15 protein-coding genes are annotated in these 17,957 nt (G+C 70.9%); 12 read left to right on the top strand and 3 right to left on the bottom strand.

Annotated features, from left to right (window positions below; all coding sequences use genetic code 11):
• The first annotated feature begins 23 nt into the window (after window positions 1-23).
• The 4 genes from U5640_RS40005 (at window position 24) to U5640_RS39990 (ending at window position 5,012) form a co-directional block, all read left to right on the top strand.
• Window positions 24-1,235 carry an ROK family transcriptional regulator gene (locus U5640_RS40005; RefSeq protein ID WP_340384128.1) on the top strand — a complete coding sequence of 404 codons (1,212 nt, stop codon included), beginning with the start codon at window positions 24-26 and terminating at the stop codon, window positions 1,233-1,235.
• Between the two features lie 162 nt (window positions 1,236-1,397).
• Window positions 1,398-1,997 carry a peptidoglycan recognition family protein gene (locus U5640_RS40000; RefSeq protein ID WP_340384127.1) on the top strand — a complete coding sequence of 200 codons (600 nt, stop codon included), beginning with the start codon at window positions 1,398-1,400 and terminating at the stop codon, window positions 1,995-1,997.
• 113 nt (window positions 1,998-2,110) lie between these two features.
• Window positions 2,111-3,433: a GAF domain-containing protein gene (locus U5640_RS39995; RefSeq protein ID WP_340384126.1), complete on the top strand. Its 1,323-nt coding sequence runs from the start codon at window positions 2,111-2,113 to the stop codon at window positions 3,431-3,433.
• A 55-nt stretch (window positions 3,434-3,488) separates the two neighbouring features.
• A complete protein-coding gene (locus tag U5640_RS39990; protein ID WP_340384125.1) occupies window positions 3,489-5,012 on the top strand; it encodes an aldehyde dehydrogenase family protein in 1,524 nt (507 codons plus the stop codon).
• Between the two features lie 184 nt (window positions 5,013-5,196).
• On the opposite strand, the gene U5640_RS39985 is transcribed toward U5640_RS39990, so the two are convergent.
• Window positions 5,197-6,957: an FAD-dependent monooxygenase gene (locus U5640_RS39985; protein ID WP_340384124.1), complete on the bottom strand. Its 1,761-nt coding sequence runs from the start codon at window positions 6,955-6,957 to the stop codon at window positions 5,197-5,199.
• A gap of 46 nt (window positions 6,958-7,003) precedes the next feature.
• Window positions 7,004-8,953 (bottom strand): maleylacetate reductase and hydroxyquinol 1,2-dioxygenase domain-containing protein, encoded by a 1,950-nt coding sequence (locus tag U5640_RS39980; RefSeq protein WP_340384123.1) that lies wholly within the window; start codon window positions 8,951-8,953, stop codon window positions 7,004-7,006.
• Window positions 8,954-9,132: 179 nt separating this feature from the next.
• Between U5640_RS39980 and U5640_RS39975 the strand changes: the two genes are divergently transcribed.
• Window positions 9,133-10,038 (top strand): AraC family transcriptional regulator, encoded by a 906-nt coding sequence (locus U5640_RS39975; RefSeq protein WP_340384122.1) that lies wholly within the window; start codon window positions 9,133-9,135, stop codon window positions 10,036-10,038.
• Window positions 10,039-10,112: 74 nt separating this feature from the next.
• Window positions 10,113-10,700, top strand: a complete 588-nt coding sequence (locus U5640_RS39970) for a carboxymuconolactone decarboxylase family protein (RefSeq protein ID WP_340384121.1) — start codon at window positions 10,113-10,115, stop codon at window positions 10,698-10,700.
• Window positions 10,701-10,712: 12 nt separating this feature from the next.
• Here the strand turns inward: U5640_RS39970 and U5640_RS39965 are convergent, their stop codons facing one another.
• Window positions 10,713-11,633 carry a LysR family transcriptional regulator gene (locus U5640_RS39965; RefSeq protein ID WP_340384120.1) on the bottom strand — a complete coding sequence of 307 codons (921 nt, stop codon included), beginning with the start codon at window positions 11,631-11,633 and terminating at the stop codon, window positions 10,713-10,715.
• Between the two features lie 151 nt (window positions 11,634-11,784).
• Here U5640_RS39965 and U5640_RS39960 point away from each other — a divergent pair, with 151 nt between their 5' ends.
• From U5640_RS39960 to U5640_RS39935, 6 genes are all read left to right on the top strand, one after another.
• A complete protein-coding gene (locus U5640_RS39960) occupies window positions 11,785-12,780 on the top strand; it encodes a fumarylacetoacetate hydrolase family protein (RefSeq protein ID WP_340384119.1) in 996 nt (331 codons plus the stop codon).
• Window positions 12,777-13,739, top strand: coding sequence for a cyclase family protein (locus U5640_RS39955; protein WP_340384118.1), 963 nt, complete (start codon window positions 12,777-12,779; stop codon window positions 13,737-13,739). The genes U5640_RS39960 and U5640_RS39955 overlap by 4 nt, the downstream gene beginning before the upstream one ends.
• 49 nt (window positions 13,740-13,788) lie before the next feature.
• Window positions 13,789-14,916 carry an FAD-dependent oxidoreductase gene (locus U5640_RS39950; RefSeq protein ID WP_340384117.1) on the top strand — a complete coding sequence of 376 codons (1,128 nt, stop codon included), beginning with the start codon at window positions 13,789-13,791 and terminating at the stop codon, window positions 14,914-14,916.
• Window positions 14,913-15,905 carry an amidohydrolase family protein gene (locus U5640_RS39945; protein ID WP_340384116.1) on the top strand — a complete coding sequence of 331 codons (993 nt, stop codon included), beginning with the start codon at window positions 14,913-14,915 and terminating at the stop codon, window positions 15,903-15,905. Before U5640_RS39950 ends, U5640_RS39945 begins: the two co-directional genes overlap by 4 nt.
• A gap of 25 nt (window positions 15,906-15,930) precedes the next feature.
• Window positions 15,931-16,869, top strand: coding sequence for a VOC family protein (locus U5640_RS39940; protein WP_340384115.1), 939 nt, complete (start codon window positions 15,931-15,933; stop codon window positions 16,867-16,869).
• 85 nt (window positions 16,870-16,954) lie between these two features.
• The gene (locus U5640_RS39935; protein ID WP_340384114.1) at window positions 16,955-17,902 is read left to right on the top strand and encodes a fumarylacetoacetate hydrolase family protein; all 948 of its coding nucleotides are present in this window, start codon (window positions 16,955-16,957) and stop codon (window positions 17,900-17,902) included.
• Window positions 17,903-17,957 lie beyond the last annotated feature (55 nt).

Raw genomic sequence — 17,957 nt, 5'->3', positions numbered from 1 at the left:
CGAATCTACGAATCGATGGAGGCATGACCGCACCGCTGCACGAGGCCCCCGGCACCGGCCCGGGGCGCGCGCTGCCCGACACCCAGCAGGGCATGCGCCGCCGCAACCTGGCGCGGGTGATGCACACCGTCAGCGCGGAGGGGCCGCTGTCCCGGGCGGCGGTCGCCTCCCGCATCGGGTTGACCCGTGCGGCGGTGTCGACCCTCGTCGACGAGCTGATACGCACCGGACTGCTGGAGGAACTCGGCCCGGAGCGGCCCGGCCGGGTGGGCCGGCCCGGTTCGGCACTGGCGGTCAGCGGGCGCGGCCCGGCCGGGCTGGGCGCCGAGGTCGGCGTCGATCATCTCGCGGTGTGCGTCGTCGATCTGCGGGGCGAGGTACGCGCGCGTGCCGTGCGGCACGGTACGAACCGGGGCCGCTCCCCCGAGCCGGTGATCGGCGAACTCACCGAGCTGCTGCGGGCGGCCGTCGCGGAGGCGGAGGGCGCGGGGCTGTGGCCGGCCGGGCTCGCCGTGGCCGTCCCGGGCCTGATCGCCCGCGACGCCCGGACCGTCGTCCGCGCCCCGAACCTCGGCTGGCACGACACCGACCTCGGTGCCCTGCTGCCCGCCGACTGGCCGCTGACGGTGGACAACGAGGCCAACTTCGGCGGACTGGCCGAGCTCTGGCTCGGCGAACGGACCCCGCAGAACTTCCTGCACGTGTCGGCGGAGATCGGCATCGGCGCCGCGGTCGTCGTGGACGGCCGCCTGCTGCGCGGCACCCGCGGCTTCGCGGGCGAGCTGGGGCATGTGCCGGTCCACCCCGACGGGCCGCGGTGCGGCTGCGGCGGCCGCGGGTGTCTGGAGCAGTACGCCGGCGAGGAGGCGGTACTGCGCGCGGCCGGGCTGGAGCCGGGGGGCGACCGGGTCGGCCTCCTCGCGGGCCGGGCGGCGGACGGCGATGCCGAGGTGCGGCGCGCCCTGCACGAGGCGGGCACGGCCCTCGGCATCGCCCTGACCGGTGCGCTGAATCTGCTGGACCCCGAGAGCGTCGTGCTCGGCGGCGCGCTGGCCGGGCTCGCGCCGTGGCTGCTGCCGTCGCTGGAGTCCGAACTCGCCCGGCGGACGGCAGGCCCCGCGCGCCCGGTGTCCGTCTCCCTGCTGGGTCCCGAAGGGCCGTTGCTGGGGGCGGCGCACTCCGTGGTCCGGGCCGTGCTCGACGACCCGGCGGCGGTGGCGAAGGACGGCTCCTGACGTCGGCGCGCGACCGGAATTCCTCGTTCGGGTGAGCGAGTTGTCCCCATGCGGCCGGCTGTCCACCGAACCACCCGACGTCCCACGGCCCGGCCGGTGGTCGCCGTAGTGTGATCGACGCGGGGCGCAGCCGTCGGCCTCCGCGGAACGGAGAGCCCAGCCATGACCCCACACGTGTCCCTTCCCACCCGGCGGCGGCTGCTGCGGGGTGCCCTGCTCGCGGCCGTCCCGTACACCCTGCTCCCGGATCCGCCGGCCGGTGCGCAGACCCAGGCCGTCGACTACCGGCCCGCCGCATGGCAACCGGCGACCGCGGCCAACTACACCGCGGCCGACCGCCCCGTGTCCCATCCGGTCGACCGGGTCGTCATCCACGTCACCCAGACCGATTTCGCGAAGACCCTGGCCGTCTTCCAGAACCCGAGGAAGAGGGTGTCGGCGCACTACGTCGTGCGCTCCGCCGACGGGCATGTGGCGCAGTGCGTGCGGGAGTCCGACATCGCCTGGCACGCGGGGAACTGGGAGGTCAACACCCACAGCGTCGGCATCGAGCACGAGGGTTGGGTGGACCGGCCCGCCTCTTTCACCGACGCCCTCTACGAGCGGTCCGCCCGGCTCACCGCGTCGGTCTGCGAGCGGTACGGCATCCCCCGGGACCGTGCGCACATCATCGGCCACTACGAGGTGCCGGGCACGGACCACACCGATCCCGGCCCGAACTGGGACTGGGCGCGCTATCTGAGACTCGTCAACGGCGTCTGATCCACGTTCAAATGGTTGTCGCTCCGCACGCCCGGGGCGACGATGTCCCCAGCCGATGTCCCAGCCGATGTCCCCAGTGGACGTCCCAGCCGTGTCGTCCCCCGGGAGGGCGAGTGTCGAGCGACCCATGGGTGGCCCTGGAACCAGGGGCCGATGCCGCCGAGCGGGCACGCATCCTGCGCCGGGCGTACCAGACGTTCACCGAGGCGGGCACCGTCGCCCGGCCGGTGCGGTCGGTGGTGGCCGACTCGTGGCGGCGGTCGGCGCGGGCGGGGGTCGGCCCCGACGGCACCGCGAGCGTGGAGCTGACCGACGGCGATCTCGGCAGCTACCGGGACGAGCATCCGCTGGCGCGGGTGATGCCGCTGTTCCGGGAGCTCATGGGCACGTTCGCCGCCGACGGCGAGCATCTCCTCGCGGTGTGCGACGCGCACGGCAGGCTGTTGTGGGTCGAGGGCCACGCGGCGACGCGCAAGCGGGCCGGGACGATGAACTTCGTGCCGGGTGCGCGTTGGTCGGAGTGCGCCGTCGGGACGAACGCACCGGGCACGGCGGTCGCCCTGGACCGGCCGGTGCAGGTGTTCGCCGCCGAGCACTTCATCCGACGGGTGCAGCCGTGGACGTGCGCGGCCGCGCCGGTGCACGATCCGCGGACGGGACGGGTGCTGGGGGCGGTGGACATCACCGGCGGGAACGGGCTGGCCCATCCGCACAGCCTGGGCTTCGTCCAGGCGGTCGCCCGGGCCGCCGAGTCCCAGCTCGCCCTGCTCGCGCCGGAGTTGCCGCAGCTCGACGTACCGGAGCTGTCCGTGCTCGGCCGGGACGAGGCTCGGCTGGTCACCGGTGGCCGCAGTGTGCGGCTCAGTCGGCGGCACAGCGAGATCCTGGTGCTGCTGGCCCGTCATCCGGAGGGTCTGACCGGCGACGAGCTGCTGTGCGCGCTGTACGAGGACGAGACGGTGACGCCGGTGACCCTGCGGGCGGAACTCGCCCGGCTGCGCGGGGTGCTGGGGCCCGGGCTGCTGGCCTCGCGACCCTACCGGCTCACCGTTCCGCTGCAGTCGGACGTGGCGATCGTCGAACGGCGCCTGGCGTCGGGAGCGTTGACGGCCGCAGCGGCGGCATACTCCGGGCCGCTGCTGCCGGCGTCGCAGGCCCCGGCGGTCGTACGGCTGCGGCAGCGTCTCGCCGACGGGCTGCGTGCCGCGCTGATCGCCGGCCGGGATCCCGACCTCCTGGCGGACTGGGCGCACGCGCCGTGGGGTGAGGACGACCTGGACGTCTGGCGGGCGCTGGCGGCGGCCCGCCCGACGGCGGCGACTCGGGCGCGGCTGGCGGCGCTGGAGGCGGAACTGCGGGCGCCGGACGGCTGGCCCCGGCCCGGGCCGGGCGCCGCGGGGATCACCGCAACGTTGCTGCAACGTCCGGGTCCCTAGCCTCCGGGCAGAGCCGTCCAACGGCGGGCGGCCCTGCTGAGGGAGGCACACCCCCATGACCCGTTACGCGGCGCCCGGCACCGAGGGCGCGATCGTCTCCTACCAGGCGCGCTACGACCACTTCATCGGCGGGGAGTACGTGCCGCCGGCCCGCGGGCAGTACTTCGAGAACCCGTCCCCCGTGAACGGGCAGCCCTTCACCGAGGTGGCGCGCGGCACGGCGGAGGACGTGGAGCGGGCGCTCGACGCGGCACACGCTGCGGCGCCGGGATGGGGGCGTACGTCGGCGACCGAGCGGTCGGACATCCTGCTGAAGATCGCGGACCGTATGGAGGCCTACCTGGAGCCTCTCGCGGTCGCGGAGACCTGGGAGAACGGCAAGCCGGTCCGGGAGACGCTCGCGGCGGACATCCCGCTGGCCATCGACCACTTCCGCTACTTCGCGGGGGCGGTGCGCGCGCAGGAGGGCTCGCTCAGCGAGATCGACGACGACACGGTGGCGTACCACTTCCACGAGCCGCTCGGTGTCGTCGCGCAAATCATCCCGTGGAACTTCCCGATCCTGATGGCTTCGTGGAAGCTGGCGCCGGCGCTCGCGGCGGGCAACGCGGTGGTCATCAAGCCGGCCGAGCAGACGCCGGTCTCGCTGCACTACTGGATGAGCCTGATCGCGGACCTGCTGCCGCCGGGCGTGGTCAACATCGTCAACGGCTTCGGCCCGGAGGCGGGCAAGCCGCTCGCGTCCAGCCCCCGGGTGGCGAAGGTGGCCTTCACCGGCGAGACGTCCACGGGCCGGCTGATCATGCAGTACGCCGCGGAGAACCTGAAGCCCGTCACGCTGGAACTGGGCGGCAAGTCGCCGAACCTCTTCTTCGACGACGTGTGGGACAAGGACGACGACCTGCGCGACAAGGCCCTCGAAGGGTTCACCATGTTCGCGCTGAACCAGGGCGAGGTGTGCACCTGTCCGTCCCGCGGTCTGATCCAGCGCGGGAACTACGGCGACTTCCTCCAGGCGGCCGTCGCCCGCACCGAGCTGATCAAGTCCGGCAACCCGCTCGACACCGACACGATGATCGGCGCGCAGGCGTCGAGCGAGCAGCTGTCGAAGATCCTGTCCTACATCGACATCGGCCGGCAGGAGGGCGCCAAGGTGCTCACCGGCGGTGAGCGCGCCGAGCACGACGGCGAGCTGAAGGGCGGCTACTACGTCCAGCCGACGATCTTCGAGGGCGACAACCGGATGCGGGTGTTCCAGGAGGAGATCTTCGGACCGGTCGTCTCGGTGGCCTCCTTCGACGACTTCGACGACGCCATCAAGATCGCCAACGACACCCCGTACGGCCTCGGGGCCGGCGTGTGGACCCGGGACATCAACACGGCGTACCGCGCGGGCCGGGCGATCCAGGCGGGCCGCGTCTGGACGAACTGCTACCACGCCTACCCGGCGCACGCCGCCTTCGGCGGGTACAAGCAGTCGGGCATCGGGCGGGAGACGCACAAGATGATGCTGGAGCACTACCAGCAGACGAAGAACATTCTGTGTTCTTACAGCCCTCAGAAGCTCGGCTTCTTCTAGACACCTGCGGAAAGGCGCCTGCCCCGGGTTTCACCCGTCAGGCGCCCTTCGCGCAACACGCTCTGTTCCCGGCCCGGCGGTCCGTAGCCGGGAAGTGAACGGACCGTCCAGCTGGAATCCACAGAAGGCTACGGATTCTGCAGTGCCGATTGCCGGCGAGAACTGCGCAACATGGTGCCGCGCGTCATGCGGGTCGGCAGAGCGCCATGGTCAGCGTCTCCCGCAGCAGCCGGGTCGCCTCGGTGATGTCGGCGGCACCGTTGGGTCGACGCCAGGCCACGTATCCGTCGGGGCGGACGAGCAGTACGCCTTCCTCGTCGATCTCCGCGCGGCGGCTCCATTCGCCGTACGCGTCGTGCGCGTCGCGGTCGATGACGACGGCGCGCAGGTCGAGACCGAGGTCCCGAGCCAGGGTTTCGGCGGCGTCGGCCCACAGGGCACCGGCCAGGCCGGTGACGATGGTAAACCTGCCCCTGCCGACCAGGTCGAGCGTCGAGATGCGCCCGCCCTGGTCGTCGACGAGCCAGGCGTGCGGCAGCTTCGCGCCGGGACGGGAGGTCGGGCGCCCGAAGAGTTCATCGTCGTGTGAGATCGTTTCGACGGTGCCGTCGGGGATGACGGCCGCCGACTCGTAGCGCTGGTTGTGCTCGACGCCGTGGGCGTTGAACTCGTAGTGCTTCAACTCGATCGCCTCGCGGATGGCCCGCCGCTTCTTCGCCCCGTCGGCGTCCGGCTGCCGAGCCGCGTGCAGCGCCTTGGAGATGCCTTCCTCGTCCCCGCCCACGACACCGAGAGCCTCGAAGAGCGGAAGGAACTGGTCTCGGGACAGGTTCGCGCGTTCAACGATCTGCTTGGCGACGGGGGCGCGTTCGTCAGAGTAGGTGTCCAGGAGTTCGGGCCCGGCGTGTCCCTTCAGGACAGCCGCCAGCTTCCACGCGAGGTTGTAGGAGTCCTGGACGGAAGTGTTGGAACCGAGGCCGTTGGACGGCGGGTGCCGGTGGACGGCGTCCCCGGCACAGAAGACGCGTCCGGCGTGCAGCCGGGTGGCGTAGGCATGGTTGACCGTCCACAGGGAGGCGCTGTCGATCCGCACGTCGAGTTCGTCATCGCCGACGAGGTCACGGACGATCGCTGCCGCCCCCTGGTCGGTGACCTCCGGCGGGGGGTTGTCGATGTCGTATCCCCAGACGATGAGCCATTCGTTCCAGGGACGAACCATGCGCAGCAGGCCCATGCCGATGCCGCCGACGTCGGCGCCCGGGCGCATGATCCAGTACAGGACGCTGGGACGGTGCTCGACGTACTGCGCGAGGTCGGCCCTGAAGACGATGTTCATGCTGCCGGCCTTGCCCATCTGCCCCTCCATGGGCAGCCCGAGCTTCTCCGCGACGATGCTGCGGCCGCCGTCGGCGCCGATCATGTAACGGGCGCGGACAGTGGTCTCGGTTCCGCCCACCCGGTCGCGCAGGCGCGCGGTCACGCCGCCCGCGTCCTGCTCGAAGTCGACAAGTTCCGTGTTCAGCCGGACCACGGCGCCGCGCTTGGCGGCGTTGGCCAGGAGGATGGGCTCCAGGTAGGTCTGCGGGAGGTCGATCATCCCGCAGGGGCTCTGGGACGCGTACTCGGTCAGGCTCTCGTCGCCGGTGCCCCAGGTGCGGATACGGCCGATCTCGTCGCCGAGGAGTGAGGTGGCGAACACGGTGTCGCCCATCAGGTGGCTCGGTGTGCCCTTCTCCAGGGCCTCCTGCTCGATGCCGAGGTCACGGAAGACCTCCATGGCGCGCTGGTTGGTGATGTGGGCGCGCGGGGTGTCGGCGAGCCAGCCGTATTTGGTGACCAGGTGGGTGCGCACACCGTAGGTGGCCAGCAGCAGGGCTGCGGTTCCGCCGGCGGGTCCGCTGCCGACGACGAGGACGTCGGTGTCGTAGCTTTCGGGCGTGCTCATGCTGTCTCCGTGAAGCTCTGTGGGAATCCGTGAGGGAATGGGGCGCTCAATGCCCGAGACGCGCGATGCGGAAGGTGAAGTCGAGTCGGCGCCACTCGCCGTCGACAGGCCGGCCGTCGGGCGTGGGGCCGGTGCGCCGGACGAAGTCCGTGACCAGGTCGTCCTTGACGCCGAAGACCGCGTCGCGCTGACCCGGGGCTCCGTCGAGGTAGGCCCCGCCCCGGACGAACAGCTGGGTGATCAGCGGCTGGTGTCCGGGAGCGTTGATCAGGAAGTGCACGTGCGGTGCACGGTAGGGGTGGCGTCCGACGGCGGAGAGCATCTCGCCGACCGGACCGTCGTCCGGGATCGGGTATGCGGACGGCAGGATCGACCAGAACGTGAAACGCCCGTCGGCGCCGGTGGTGAACCGGGCGCGCAACACCGGCCCGTCCAGATCAGGGAGTTGGACGTCGTAGAAGCCGTCCTCGTTGGACTGCCAGACGTCCACGACGGCACCGGCGACCGGCTCCCCCGCCTGGTCGGTCACCGTGATGTCCGCCCACATCGGTGTGCCCGTGAAGTCTCCCGCGATGTCACTGCCGTGTTCGGCAGCGGGCGGCCCGGCGACGTAGAAGGGGCCGAGGATCGCGGAGGAAGTGGTGTCGGGCGTACGGGAGTTGGCGAGGGCATCGACGACGCTGGACACGCCGAGGGTGTCGGAGAGGAGGATGAACTCCTGCCGCTTGTCGGTGGTGATGTGGCCGGCCTCGGTGAGGAATCCGATGGCCCGCTGCCACTCCTGCGGGGTCAGGTCGTTGCGGATCGTGTAGGCGTGGAGGGTGCGGGCGAGATCGGTCAGCAGTTGCCTGAGGCGCGGGTTCGTGCAGCCGTCGAAGCTGGCCACCACCTCGTCGGTCAACGGGCGCAGGTCGGGTGCCGAGCCGGCCGCCGCCTGCGGGCGGCGGCCCTGCCAGGCGTCGCGCAGCAGGTCCGCGAGGCCGGTGCGGGTGAGTTCGCGCGGGTTCGGGTACGGCTGTGCCGTGGCCAGTTCCGCTGCGCGGTCCAGGTCGGCCTCGGCCATGCCGAGGTCGCGCAGTGACGTCGGCCCGCCGCTCCGGCGGATCAGGTCGAAGAGGCCGGTGGGTGCGTCGGGCACGCCCAGGGCACGCGCGATGCGGTCCATCGCCTCCCGTGCCGCGGGCGCGTTGTACGCCATGGCGTGCGGGAGGATCACGGTGTGGGTCTCGGCGTGCGGCAGGCCGAAGGTACCGCCCAGGGTGTGACAGAGCTTGTGGTGCAGTCCCATGCCGACGGCGCCGAGGCAGCTGCCGGACAGCCATGCCGCCTGCAGCATCTCCGCCCGTGCGTCCAGGTCGGAGGAATTCTCCTGGAGAGCGGGGAGGGCTCTGCCGATGGCGGCGACCGCTTCCAGGGCCATGGCGTCGGTGACCGGAGTGGCGTCCGGCGAGTAGAGGGCTTCCACGGCGTGGGCCAGCGCGTTGATGCCACTTGTCACTGACATGGCGACAGGGAGGCCGAGGGTGAGCTCGACGTCGTACACGACCGTTTCGGGCAGGATCACGGGTGAGGACCGGGTGACCTTGCGGCCGTCCACCGTCTCGCCGAGCACGGGAGTGACCTCGGAGCCGGCGTAGGTGGTCGGCACGATGATCTGGGGCAGGTCCGTGCGGACCGCCAGCGCCTTCGCGAGGCCGGTCGTCGAGCCGCCGCCGATGGCCACCAGGCAATCCGCGCGCTGGTCGCGCACGAGACTCAGGGCCTGCTCGGTCACCTCGACGGGGGTGTGCATGGCCGCGCCGTCGAACTCGGCCACCAACAGGTCGCCCAGAACTTCACGGAGCCGTTCGGTGTCCTTGCGCAGGACCGGTGATCCATCGGAGAGGAGAAGTACCCGGGACCCGCCGAGCCGTTCGGCCTCATCGCGGGCCTGCGGGAGCGTTCCCGCGCCGAAGACCACCCGGCTCGGGCCGGCCGTGTGCACAAAACTCCTCATGAAGCTGCTCTCCGTGCTGTGGGGGGTCAGTGGGCCTGTCGCAGTATTCGGGCCCGTGCGCCAGCCGTTCCTGCACAATCTCGGCATCGCTTTGCAAAGAAACGGCTTCGGCTGTCGCCCGGTCCGTGCTTGCCTGCCCGTACGGAGGGCAGCGAGACTGTGTTGCGAAGGAGGGTCGCATGAGCGAGATGGGACTCGATGACACCCACGGAATACTGGCCCGGCCCGGGGTGCGTCCCGTCCGCACGAGCGCGGGTCTCGGCTGGGAGCGGCTGTATGTGTCGACGCAGCGGGAGCTGCCGTACCGGGATGCCTTCCAGGGCGCCGGCAGCCATCTGGTGATCCTTCATCTGGACGGCCCCGTCACCGTGCGCAGGGGACGCCGCGGGTTGACGGCCGCACGGCACGTGCCGCCCGGCGGTCTGTTCCTGCATCCCGCCGGGACAGAGCTGGACGTGGAACTCGGCGGCTACCTGAACACCGTGCACGTCTACCTGTCGGACTCGGCCCTCCAGACGACCGCGGACGACGGCCGGCCGGTACGGCTGAAGGAGGAGTTCGGCACCACGGATCCGCTCCTGGAGCAGCTCGTCCTGGCCCTCGACGGTGTCGTACGGCGCTGGGAGCCCAGTGCCAGCACCTACGCGGATCAGCTCGCGCTCATGACCGCTGCCCAGCTGACCCGTCGCCACAGCGTGCGGCTGGGGGCACCCCCGGCCGGAGGCCGGGGGAGGGCCGCCGAGCCGACGGGGCGGCAAGTGGGGCTCAGCGACCGGCAGTTCGCGGCTGTTCGGGATCTCATCGACGCCCGGCTTTCCGAGGCGCTGTCGCTGGAGGACCTTGCCGCGGCCACGGGCCTCGGCGTCAGCCAGTTCGCCCGGCGTTTCAAGACCCGCGTCGGCTGCCCTCCCCACCGGTACCTCGTGCGCCTGCGCGTGGAGCAGGCCGCCCGCCTGCTGCGCGCGGGTTCCATGCCCATCGCACAGGTGGCGGCCACGTGCGGCTTCTCGCATCAGGAGCACCTGACCCGAGTGATCCGCTCCCACCTCGGTACGACGCCGGCCGCGCTGCGCCGCGAGGGCTGACGGGCTCGCGGCGCGAGGGTGACAGCGGGCTATAGTTCCGCGTCATTCCGCGTCATCGAACGAAGGGAGCGACGATGATCGCGCGCCTCGCAGGGTTTCTCCCCGGCGATCTGAGCGAGGAACAGGCCTCGGTCTACCAGGCCATCTCCGGAGGACCACGCGCCACTGGCCCGCAGCTCTTCGCCCTCACCGACGGCGAGGGACGGCTTCGGGGACCGTTCAACGCGATGCTGCTCAGCCCACCGGTCGGCGCCGCGTTGCAGACCGTGGGCGCGGCAGTGCGCTACCGCTCCTCGCTCAGCGACCGCGTACGTGAGATGGCCGTGCTCCTGGTCGCCGCGCACTGGGGCAGCTCGTTCGAACGGGAGGCCCATGAAGCCGTGGGGCGTGCCTGCGGTCTGACCGAGGAGGAGCTCGGCTCGCTGCGCTCCGGTGCGCTGCCGGCCCTCACCGACGCCGACGAGACGATCGCGCTGCGGACGACGGCCTCGCTCCTGGACTCTGGCAGCCTGGGCGACGGCGAGTACGACGCGGCGGTGTCGGCCATCGGTGAGCGCGGCCTGTTCGAGCTGACGACCCTGGTGGGCTACTACTCCACGCTCGCCCTGCAGCTCCGCGTTTTCGCAGGTGAGGAAGGCGAGCCGAGACCGTCGGCGCCCTGAGGGCAGACCCGGTCACTTTTCCGGTGAGCGCTCTGCCATCCGTTTCGCGACCCGCGCGACGGTCGCGCGAAGCCATGTGTGTGCCGCGTCGTGGGCGTGGACGGGGTGCCACCAGAGGGCTTCGTGGAGGGGCATCGCGCTGTACGGCGGCTCCATGACGCGGATGCCGGCCGTGTCCCGGAGCAGTTCGGCGAGCCGGGCCTGGACGAGGGCGATTCGGCGGGTTCCGGCGACGAGGAAGCACAGTGCCTGGAAGGTGTCGGCGGAGACCTCCGAGCGGGGCTCGATGCCGAGCATGCTCAGCTGCCGCGTGGACGGGGTGTCGTACAGCCGCCGGTACGTCACCCAGGGCAGCCGGCTCAGGTCGTCCAGCGTGAGTTCGTCACCCACGTCGGCATTGTCCCGTGAGATCACGAAGACCCAGCGGTCCTGGAAGACCTCGAGCGCCGGGTAACCGCTGATGAAGCCGTGCGGCAGGAGCATCCCGTCGGTGGTACTCAGCAACGCGGCTGTCTCCTCGGTGACCGTGGCGGGAGTCAGCTCGAAATGGAGCCGGACCCCGGGCGCCTCCGCGTGAACGGTGCGGGTCAGTTCGGTGCCGAAGACCGTCACCGCGTAGTCCGAGGTGATGATCTTGAACTCGTGCTGGTCCTCGACGGGGTCGAACTCGGCCTGGCTGCTGAAGACCCGTTCCGCCATGTCGCAGGCCCTGGCCGTCCGGTCCAGCAGCGCCTGGCCGAGGGCGGTCAGCTCGTAGCTGTTGCCGGTCCTGAAGAGGAGCTCGTCGTCGAAATGCCGGCGCAGTCGCGCGAGGGCGCCGCTCATCGCGGGCTGGCTGAGCCCCATACGCTGCCCGGCCCTGGTGACGTTGCGTTCCTCCAGAAGAGCGCGCAGAGCCACCAGGAGATTCAGGTCAAGGCTGGCCAGATGCATGACACTCCCGAGCGCTGAACACCCGTCGCGAGACGAGATACGAGACCAATGGCTCATCGGTCCCACCGATGGGCTTCATCCGGCGAATCGATTTCCCCGATCGGATGCGGTGCGGCCACATTAGTCGCACCGCCACCGAGAGGACACATCCGTGAAACGCGATGTTGATTCACCGACCTTCTCCGGCCCCTTCGCCCTCGGCACCGTCAGCGCACCAGGCCGAGATCCGTTCCCCGCTCTGGTCGTGCCGGGCGACCGCGTGCTGGACCTGCGTGCCGCCCTGGGCGCGCCGGAGCTCACCGTGCGCACCCTGCTGGAGGGCTGGGACGACGTGCTGCCGCGCCTGCGCACTCTGGCCGCGGACACGGCCGGCAACTGGCTGCCTCTGGACGGTCTGCGGATCCACGCCCCCGTGGAGCCACGGCAGGTCTTCCAGTCCGGCGCCAACTACCGGCAGCACGTGATCGACCTGGCAGTCGCCCACCGCTCCCCCGACGACCCCCGCACGGTCGAGGCGGCGCGGGTCGAGTTCGCGGAGGCCATGGACCGCCGGACGCGCGACGACCTGCCCTACGTGTTCATCGGCCTGCCGAGCGCGATCACCGGCCCGTACGACGACGTCCTCCTGCCCGCCTGGGCCGCACAGCCGGACTGGGAACTGGAGCTGGTGGCCGTGATCGCCAAGCCCGCCCACCGAGTCTCCGTGGAGGAGGCGCTGGAGTACGTTGCCGGCTACACGATCGCCAACGACCTCACCGACCGCGCCACCGTCTTCCGCCAGGACATGCCCGGAATCGGCACCGACTGGCTGCACAGCAAGAACGCCCCCGGCTTCACCCCGCTCGGCCCCTGGATCGTCCCCGCGGAGTCGATCGCGGACCCCGGTGACCTGCGGGTCACGCTGAAGCTGAACGGCGAGACCATGCAGGACGAGTCCACCAAGGACATGCTCTTCGGCGTCGCACGCCTGGTGTCGTACATCTCCCAGACGGCGCGGCTCCTGCCCGGCGACCTGGTGTTGACAGGATCCCCGGCCGGCAACGGCATGCACTGGGGACGGCTGATGCGCGACGGCGACGTCATGGAGGGCTCCATCACCGGACTGGGCACCCAGCGCACCCGAAGTGTGGCGGAGACGTCCTCGTGAGCCTGGACCGCACGGATCCCGAAGGCGCGATCGCCGAGGCCGCCGAGGCGTACTCCAACTGGGGACGCTGGGGAGAGGACGACGTTCTCGGCACCCTGAACTTCCTCGACGAGGCCAAACGCCGCGAGGGCATGGCCCTGGGACGGCGCGGGGTGAGTTTCTCGCTCTCCCAGCGCTTCGACATGGACGGCCCGCAGAAGGGCTGGCGGCGGCGCACCAACCCCGTCCACACCATGCTGATGACCGGCACGGACGCGGCTCTCGGCAACCAGGGCTCCCCCCACGGGATCGGGGGCGCCGACGACCTCATCACGATGCCGTTGCAGTGCTCCACCCAGTGGGACGGACTCGGCCACGTCTTCGACCACGGCAAGGCATGGAACGGACGCGACGCGCAGAAGGTAGTCACCGCCGAGGGCGACCTGGTCACCGGCATCGAGCACATGGCCCCGCACGTGGCCGGGCGCGGCGTTCTCCTCGACGTGGGACGGGTCATCGGCACCGACGGCGAGCTGCCCGACGGCTTCGCCATCACCGAGGAGCACCTGACCGCGACCGTCGATGCGCACGGCGTCGCCGTCGGCCGCGGAGACATCGCCCTGGTACGCACCGGCCAGCTGACCCGCGTCCGCCGCGAGGGCTGGGGCGACTACGCGGGCGGGCCCGCGCCCGGCCTGTCCTTCACCACCGCCGGGTGGCTGCACCGCACCGAGATCGCCGCGATCGCCACCGACACCTGGGGCTTCGAGGTCCGGCCGAACGAGTTCGAGGGCGCCTTCCAGCCACTGCACCAGGTCGTCATCCCCAACATGGGCCTGCTGATCGGCGAGATGTGGGACCTCGACGTCCTCGCCGCGGACTGCGCGGACGACGGCGTGTACGAGTTCTGGCTCACCGCCGCGCCCCTGCCCATCACCGGCGCCGTCGGCTCGCCCGTCAATCCGATCGCCGTCAAGTAGCCCATCGACCCGGCCGTCACGACCTGACAAGAGGAACAAGGAAGTTCCCATGACCCACACCCGCACCGTCCTCGTCATCGGCGGCGGCACCGCAGGAAACGGCCTGACCGTCCTGCTCCGCAAAGCCGGCATCGACGTCGACCTCGTCGAAGCCAAGGCCGACTGGAACGTCCACGGCTCCGGAATCACCACTCAGGGCAACGCCCTGCGCGTCCTGCGCGAGATCGGCGTGTGGGAGGAGGTCGAGAAGCACGGCTTCGGGTTCGACGCGCTCGGCATCACCGCTCCCGACGGGACAGTGCTGCACCTCGACGCCCATCACCGCACCGGCGGCCCGGACCTGCCCTCGGTTGTCGGCATGCAGCGGGCGGACCTCCAGCGCATCCTCATCGACGCGGTCCGAAGATCCGGCGTCCGGGTCCGGCTCGGCACCACCGTCCGGCAACTGGAACAGAACGCCGCGGGAGTCGACGTCACCTTCAGCGACGACACCTCGGGCCGGTACGACCTGGTCGTCGCCGCCGACGGACTGCACTCCGCCACCCGCGCCATGATCGGCATGAGCGAGCGGCCCGAACCCGTCGGCATGGGTATCTGGCGTGTCTGCGCCCCTCGTCCCACAAACGTCGAGCGCACTGACCTCGCTTACGGCGGCCCCTGCTACATCGCCGGCTACTGTCCCACCGGCCCGGACTCCCTCTACGCGTACCTGGTGGAGCCCCAGCGGGACCGTGCGAACCTCGACCCTGACACCTTCGACGAGGAGATGCGCCGCCTCGCCGAGCCGTACGGCGGTGCCTGGGACGAGATCCGCGCGTCCATCACCGATCCGAAGAAGGTCAACTACACGGTGTTCACCCGGCACCTGGTCGAGGGCTCCTGGCACCGCGGCCGCGTCGTGCTCGTCGGCGACGCCGCGCACAGCTGCCCACCCACTCTCGCCCAGGGCGCGGCGATGTCCCTGGAGGACGCCCTGGTCCTGGCGGAGCTGCTCGCCGGCCACGACGACTGGAACGACGAACTGCTCACGGCCTACTACGAGCGGCGTATCCCCCGAGTCCGGCTGGTCGTGGACGGCGCCGTCCAGATCTGCCGGTGGCAGCTGGACGGGGTACGCGACGCCGACGTGCCCGGTCTGATCGGCCGCACGATGACCATGCTGACGGAGCTGCCGTGACGACGCCGACCGTCGACGTCCACGCCCACGTCGTACTCCCCGAGCTGGAGGAGACCATCGCCGGGTGGCCGGGACGCGCCGCCGCCCGCGCTCTGGAGGCCCGCCGCATCGGCCCGGAGGCCCAGGCCGTCAGTGGGCCCATGATCCGTGACCGCATCCCGAAGCTGACCGACGCCAGAGCCCGCCTGGCCGCGATGGACGCCTGCGATGTCGACATACAGCTCGTGTCTCCCGTCCCGGACTACCACTACTGGACGGAACAGGAGCCGGCCCGCACCGTGTGGGAGCTGGCGAACACCGGTGTCGCGGCACACTGCGCGCAGGCACCGGAGCGGCTGCGCGGCCTCGGGCTGGTCCCGCTCCAGCATCCGCACCTGGCCGTCGAGGCTCTCGAACACGCCGTGGAACAGGGCTTGTCGGGTGTCGAGATCTCCTCGCACGCACCCGGCCGCGAACTGTCGGACCCCGCATACGAACCCTTCTGGAGCCGCGCCGAGGAGACCGGGGCCGTGCTGTTCCTGCACCCCTACGGCTGCACCCTCGACGAGCGCCTCGACCGGTGGTACCTGTCCAACACCGTCGGCCAGCCCACCGAGAACGCCGTCGCGCTCTCCCATCTGATCTTCTCCGGTGTCCTGGACCGGCACCCGGAGCTGAAGCTGATAGCCGCGCACGGGGGCGGCTATCTTCCCACCCACATCGGCCGCTCCGACCACGCCTGGCGGGTCCGTCCTGACGCCCGAGGCTGCGCCCACCCGCCCAGCAGCTACCTCAAGCGGCTGTACTTCGACTCGCTCGTCCACGATCCGTCCGTCCTGCGCGAGCTGGTCCGGATCGTGGGCGCCGACCGGGTGCTGCTCGGTTCCGACTTCCCTTTCGACATGGGGGCCGACCACCCGCTGGCCGCTCTGCGCGCCGCCCACCTGCCCGATTCCGACTTCCACGCCATTCGCGGTGCCAACGCGGCTTCGCTGCTGCGCCTCACCTGAGGCCACCTGAACAGGAGCCCCACTCATGACCGAGCGTCTGCTCACCCATCTGAGGCATGTCGACCTCGCCGTGCCCGACTACGACAAACAGCTCGACTTCTACGCCGGCATCTGGGGCCTGACCGAGGTCGCCGAGGACTCCGGCGTCTCCTTCCTCGCCGCCGAGGGCAGCCCCGAGCAGTACATCGTGCGGCTGCGCAAGGCCGAGGAGAAGCGCCTCGACCTCATCTCCTACGGCGCCGCCACCCCGGCCGACGTCGACACCCTCGCCGCACAACTCCTTGCGGGCGGAGTGCAGTTGATTACCCAGCCGGGCAAGGTCGACACCCCCGGCGGCGGCTACGGTTTCCGCTTCTTCGACATCGACGGCCGCACCATCGAGGTCTCCGCCGACGTCGCCATACGACAGCACCGCAAGATCGAGGAGAAGGAGTCGATCCCGGTCAAGCTGTCGCACGTCGTCATCAACTCCCCCGATCTCAACGCCACCAAGGAGTGGTACGAGCGCCACCTCGGCTTCCGGCTCTCCGACACCCTCTGGCACCCGAAGATGGGTGAGGCGATGCACTTCATGCGGATCAGCTCCCAGCACCACTCGATGGCCATCGCCCAGGGACCGCACACCGCCCTGCACCACATCTCCTTCGAGATGCGCGGCATCGACGAGTACATGCGCGGCACCGGCCGACTGCTGCGCGCCGGGGTGCACAAGGTATGGGGCCCCGGCCGCCACTGCGCGGGCGACAACACCTTCTCCTACTTCCACGACCCGCACGGCAACACCGTCGAGTACACCACCGAGCTGGAGCAGTTGGACGAGGACACCTGGCACCCCCACGTCTACGACTTCTCCACCGACGAGGTCTCCGACCAGTGGGGCACTGCCAACCCCGTGAACGAACTGGTCGCCAAGGAGTCCTTCAACGACCCCGACCGCGGCTGCTTCATCGCCCCGCCGGTCTGATCCTCCCTACTCCGGGGGCGAGGCGACGCTCCGCTCAGGGCCCTGAGTGCCCGCCGCGCCCCCGGCCCAGCCCCCTGGAGCCCCCATGCGCTTCGCCACCTACGAGTATCAGGGCCGCCGCAACTGCGGCGTGATCGACGGTGCCGCCGTACGCGCCTTCCCCGACGGCACGACACTGCTCGACCTGATCCGCTCCGGACTCCCGCGAGCGGCCACCGACCTCCCACCCACCGCAGACCCCGTCGCGCTGGACGCCGTACGGCTGCTCCCGCCCCTGGAACCGCCTTCCGTGCGGGACTTCTACACCTTCGAAGAACACATCGAGGGCGTACGGCGCTCCGGTGACCGCGGCGTACCCGAGGCGTGGTACGACGCGCCCACCTTCTACTTCACCAACCCTCAAGCCCTCATCGGCGCGCACGACGACGTCCCGTATCCGCCCGGCAGCAAGGTGCTGGACTTCGAACTCGAGGTCGCGGTGGTCATCGGCCGCGAGGGCCGCGACCTGACGCCCGAGCAAGCGCGCGACCGCATCGCCGGATACACCCTGTTCAATGACTGGTCGGCCCGTGACCTTCAGATCCGCGAGATGCAGGTGGGCCTCGGCCCCTGCAAGGGCAAGGACACCGCCACCACCCTCGGCCCCTACCTCGTGACTGGGGACGAGGTGGAGCCGTACCGCGACCCGGACGGCTTCCTGCGCCTCGCCCTGACCTCGGAGATCAACGGCGAGGTCGTCGGCAAGGACCTGCTGTCCAACATGAGCTGGACCTTCGAGGAGATGATCGCCCACGCCTCACGCGGCACCGTCGTCCGCCCCGGCGACGTCCTCGGCTCGGGCACCTGCGGAAACGGCGGCTGCCTGGCCGAACTGTGGGGCATCCGGGGCGAGCGGGTCCCGCCGCCGTTGAAGCCCGGCGACACCGTCACCCTCACCGCGGACGTCCTCGGCTCCGTCCGCAACACCGTCGTCCCCGGCACCGAGCCGGTGCCCCTGCCGGTGGCTCGCCGACGTCCCCGGAGCCGCTCCTGATCCGATCCGGGCACAGCCGGTCGGGCCGGGCGTACCCGAGCCCGACCCGCACGCC

The organism is Streptomyces sp. SS7, assembly GCF_037993025.1.
In the GTDB taxonomy this organism is placed as follows: domain Bacteria; phylum Actinomycetota; class Actinomycetes; order Streptomycetales; family Streptomycetaceae; genus Streptomyces.
The sequence above is the reverse complement of the archived record's forward strand: the minus strand, read 5'-3'. Positions and strand labels throughout refer to the sequence as shown.

Bases quoted from the DNA above. Each gene is read 5' to 3' on its own strand.
- U5640_RS40005 (WP_340384128.1), top strand. From the start codon at position 24: ATGACCGCACCGCTGCACGAGGCCCCCGGCACCGGCCCGGGGCGCGCG.
- U5640_RS40000 (WP_340384127.1), top strand. From the start codon at position 1,398: ATGACCCCACACGTGTCCCTTCCCACCCGGCGGCGGCTGCTGCGGGGT.
- U5640_RS39990 (WP_340384125.1), top strand. From the start codon at position 3,489: ATGACCCGTTACGCGGCGCCCGGCACCGAGGGCGCGATCGTCTCCTAC.
- U5640_RS39985 (WP_340384124.1), bottom strand. From the start codon at position 6,957: ATGAGCACGCCCGAAAGCTACGACACCGACGTCCTCGTCGTCGGCAGC.
- U5640_RS39980 (WP_340384123.1), bottom strand. From the start codon at position 8,953: ATGAGGAGTTTTGTGCACACGGCCGGCCCGAGCCGGGTGGTCTTCGGC.
- U5640_RS39975 (WP_340384122.1), top strand. From the start codon at position 9,133: ATGAGCGAGATGGGACTCGATGACACCCACGGAATACTGGCCCGGCCC.
- U5640_RS39970 (WP_340384121.1), top strand. From the start codon at position 10,113: ATGATCGCGCGCCTCGCAGGGTTTCTCCCCGGCGATCTGAGCGAGGAA.
- U5640_RS39965 (WP_340384120.1), bottom strand. From the start codon at position 11,633: ATGCATCTGGCCAGCCTTGACCTGAATCTCCTGGTGGCTCTGCGCGCT.
- U5640_RS39950 (WP_340384117.1), top strand. From the start codon at position 13,789: ATGACCCACACCCGCACCGTCCTCGTCATCGGCGGCGGCACCGCAGGA.
- U5640_RS39940 (WP_340384115.1), top strand. From the start codon at position 15,931: ATGACCGAGCGTCTGCTCACCCATCTGAGGCATGTCGACCTCGCCGTG.
- U5640_RS39935 (WP_340384114.1), top strand. From the start codon at position 16,955: ATGCGCTTCGCCACCTACGAGTATCAGGGCCGCCGCAACTGCGGCGTG.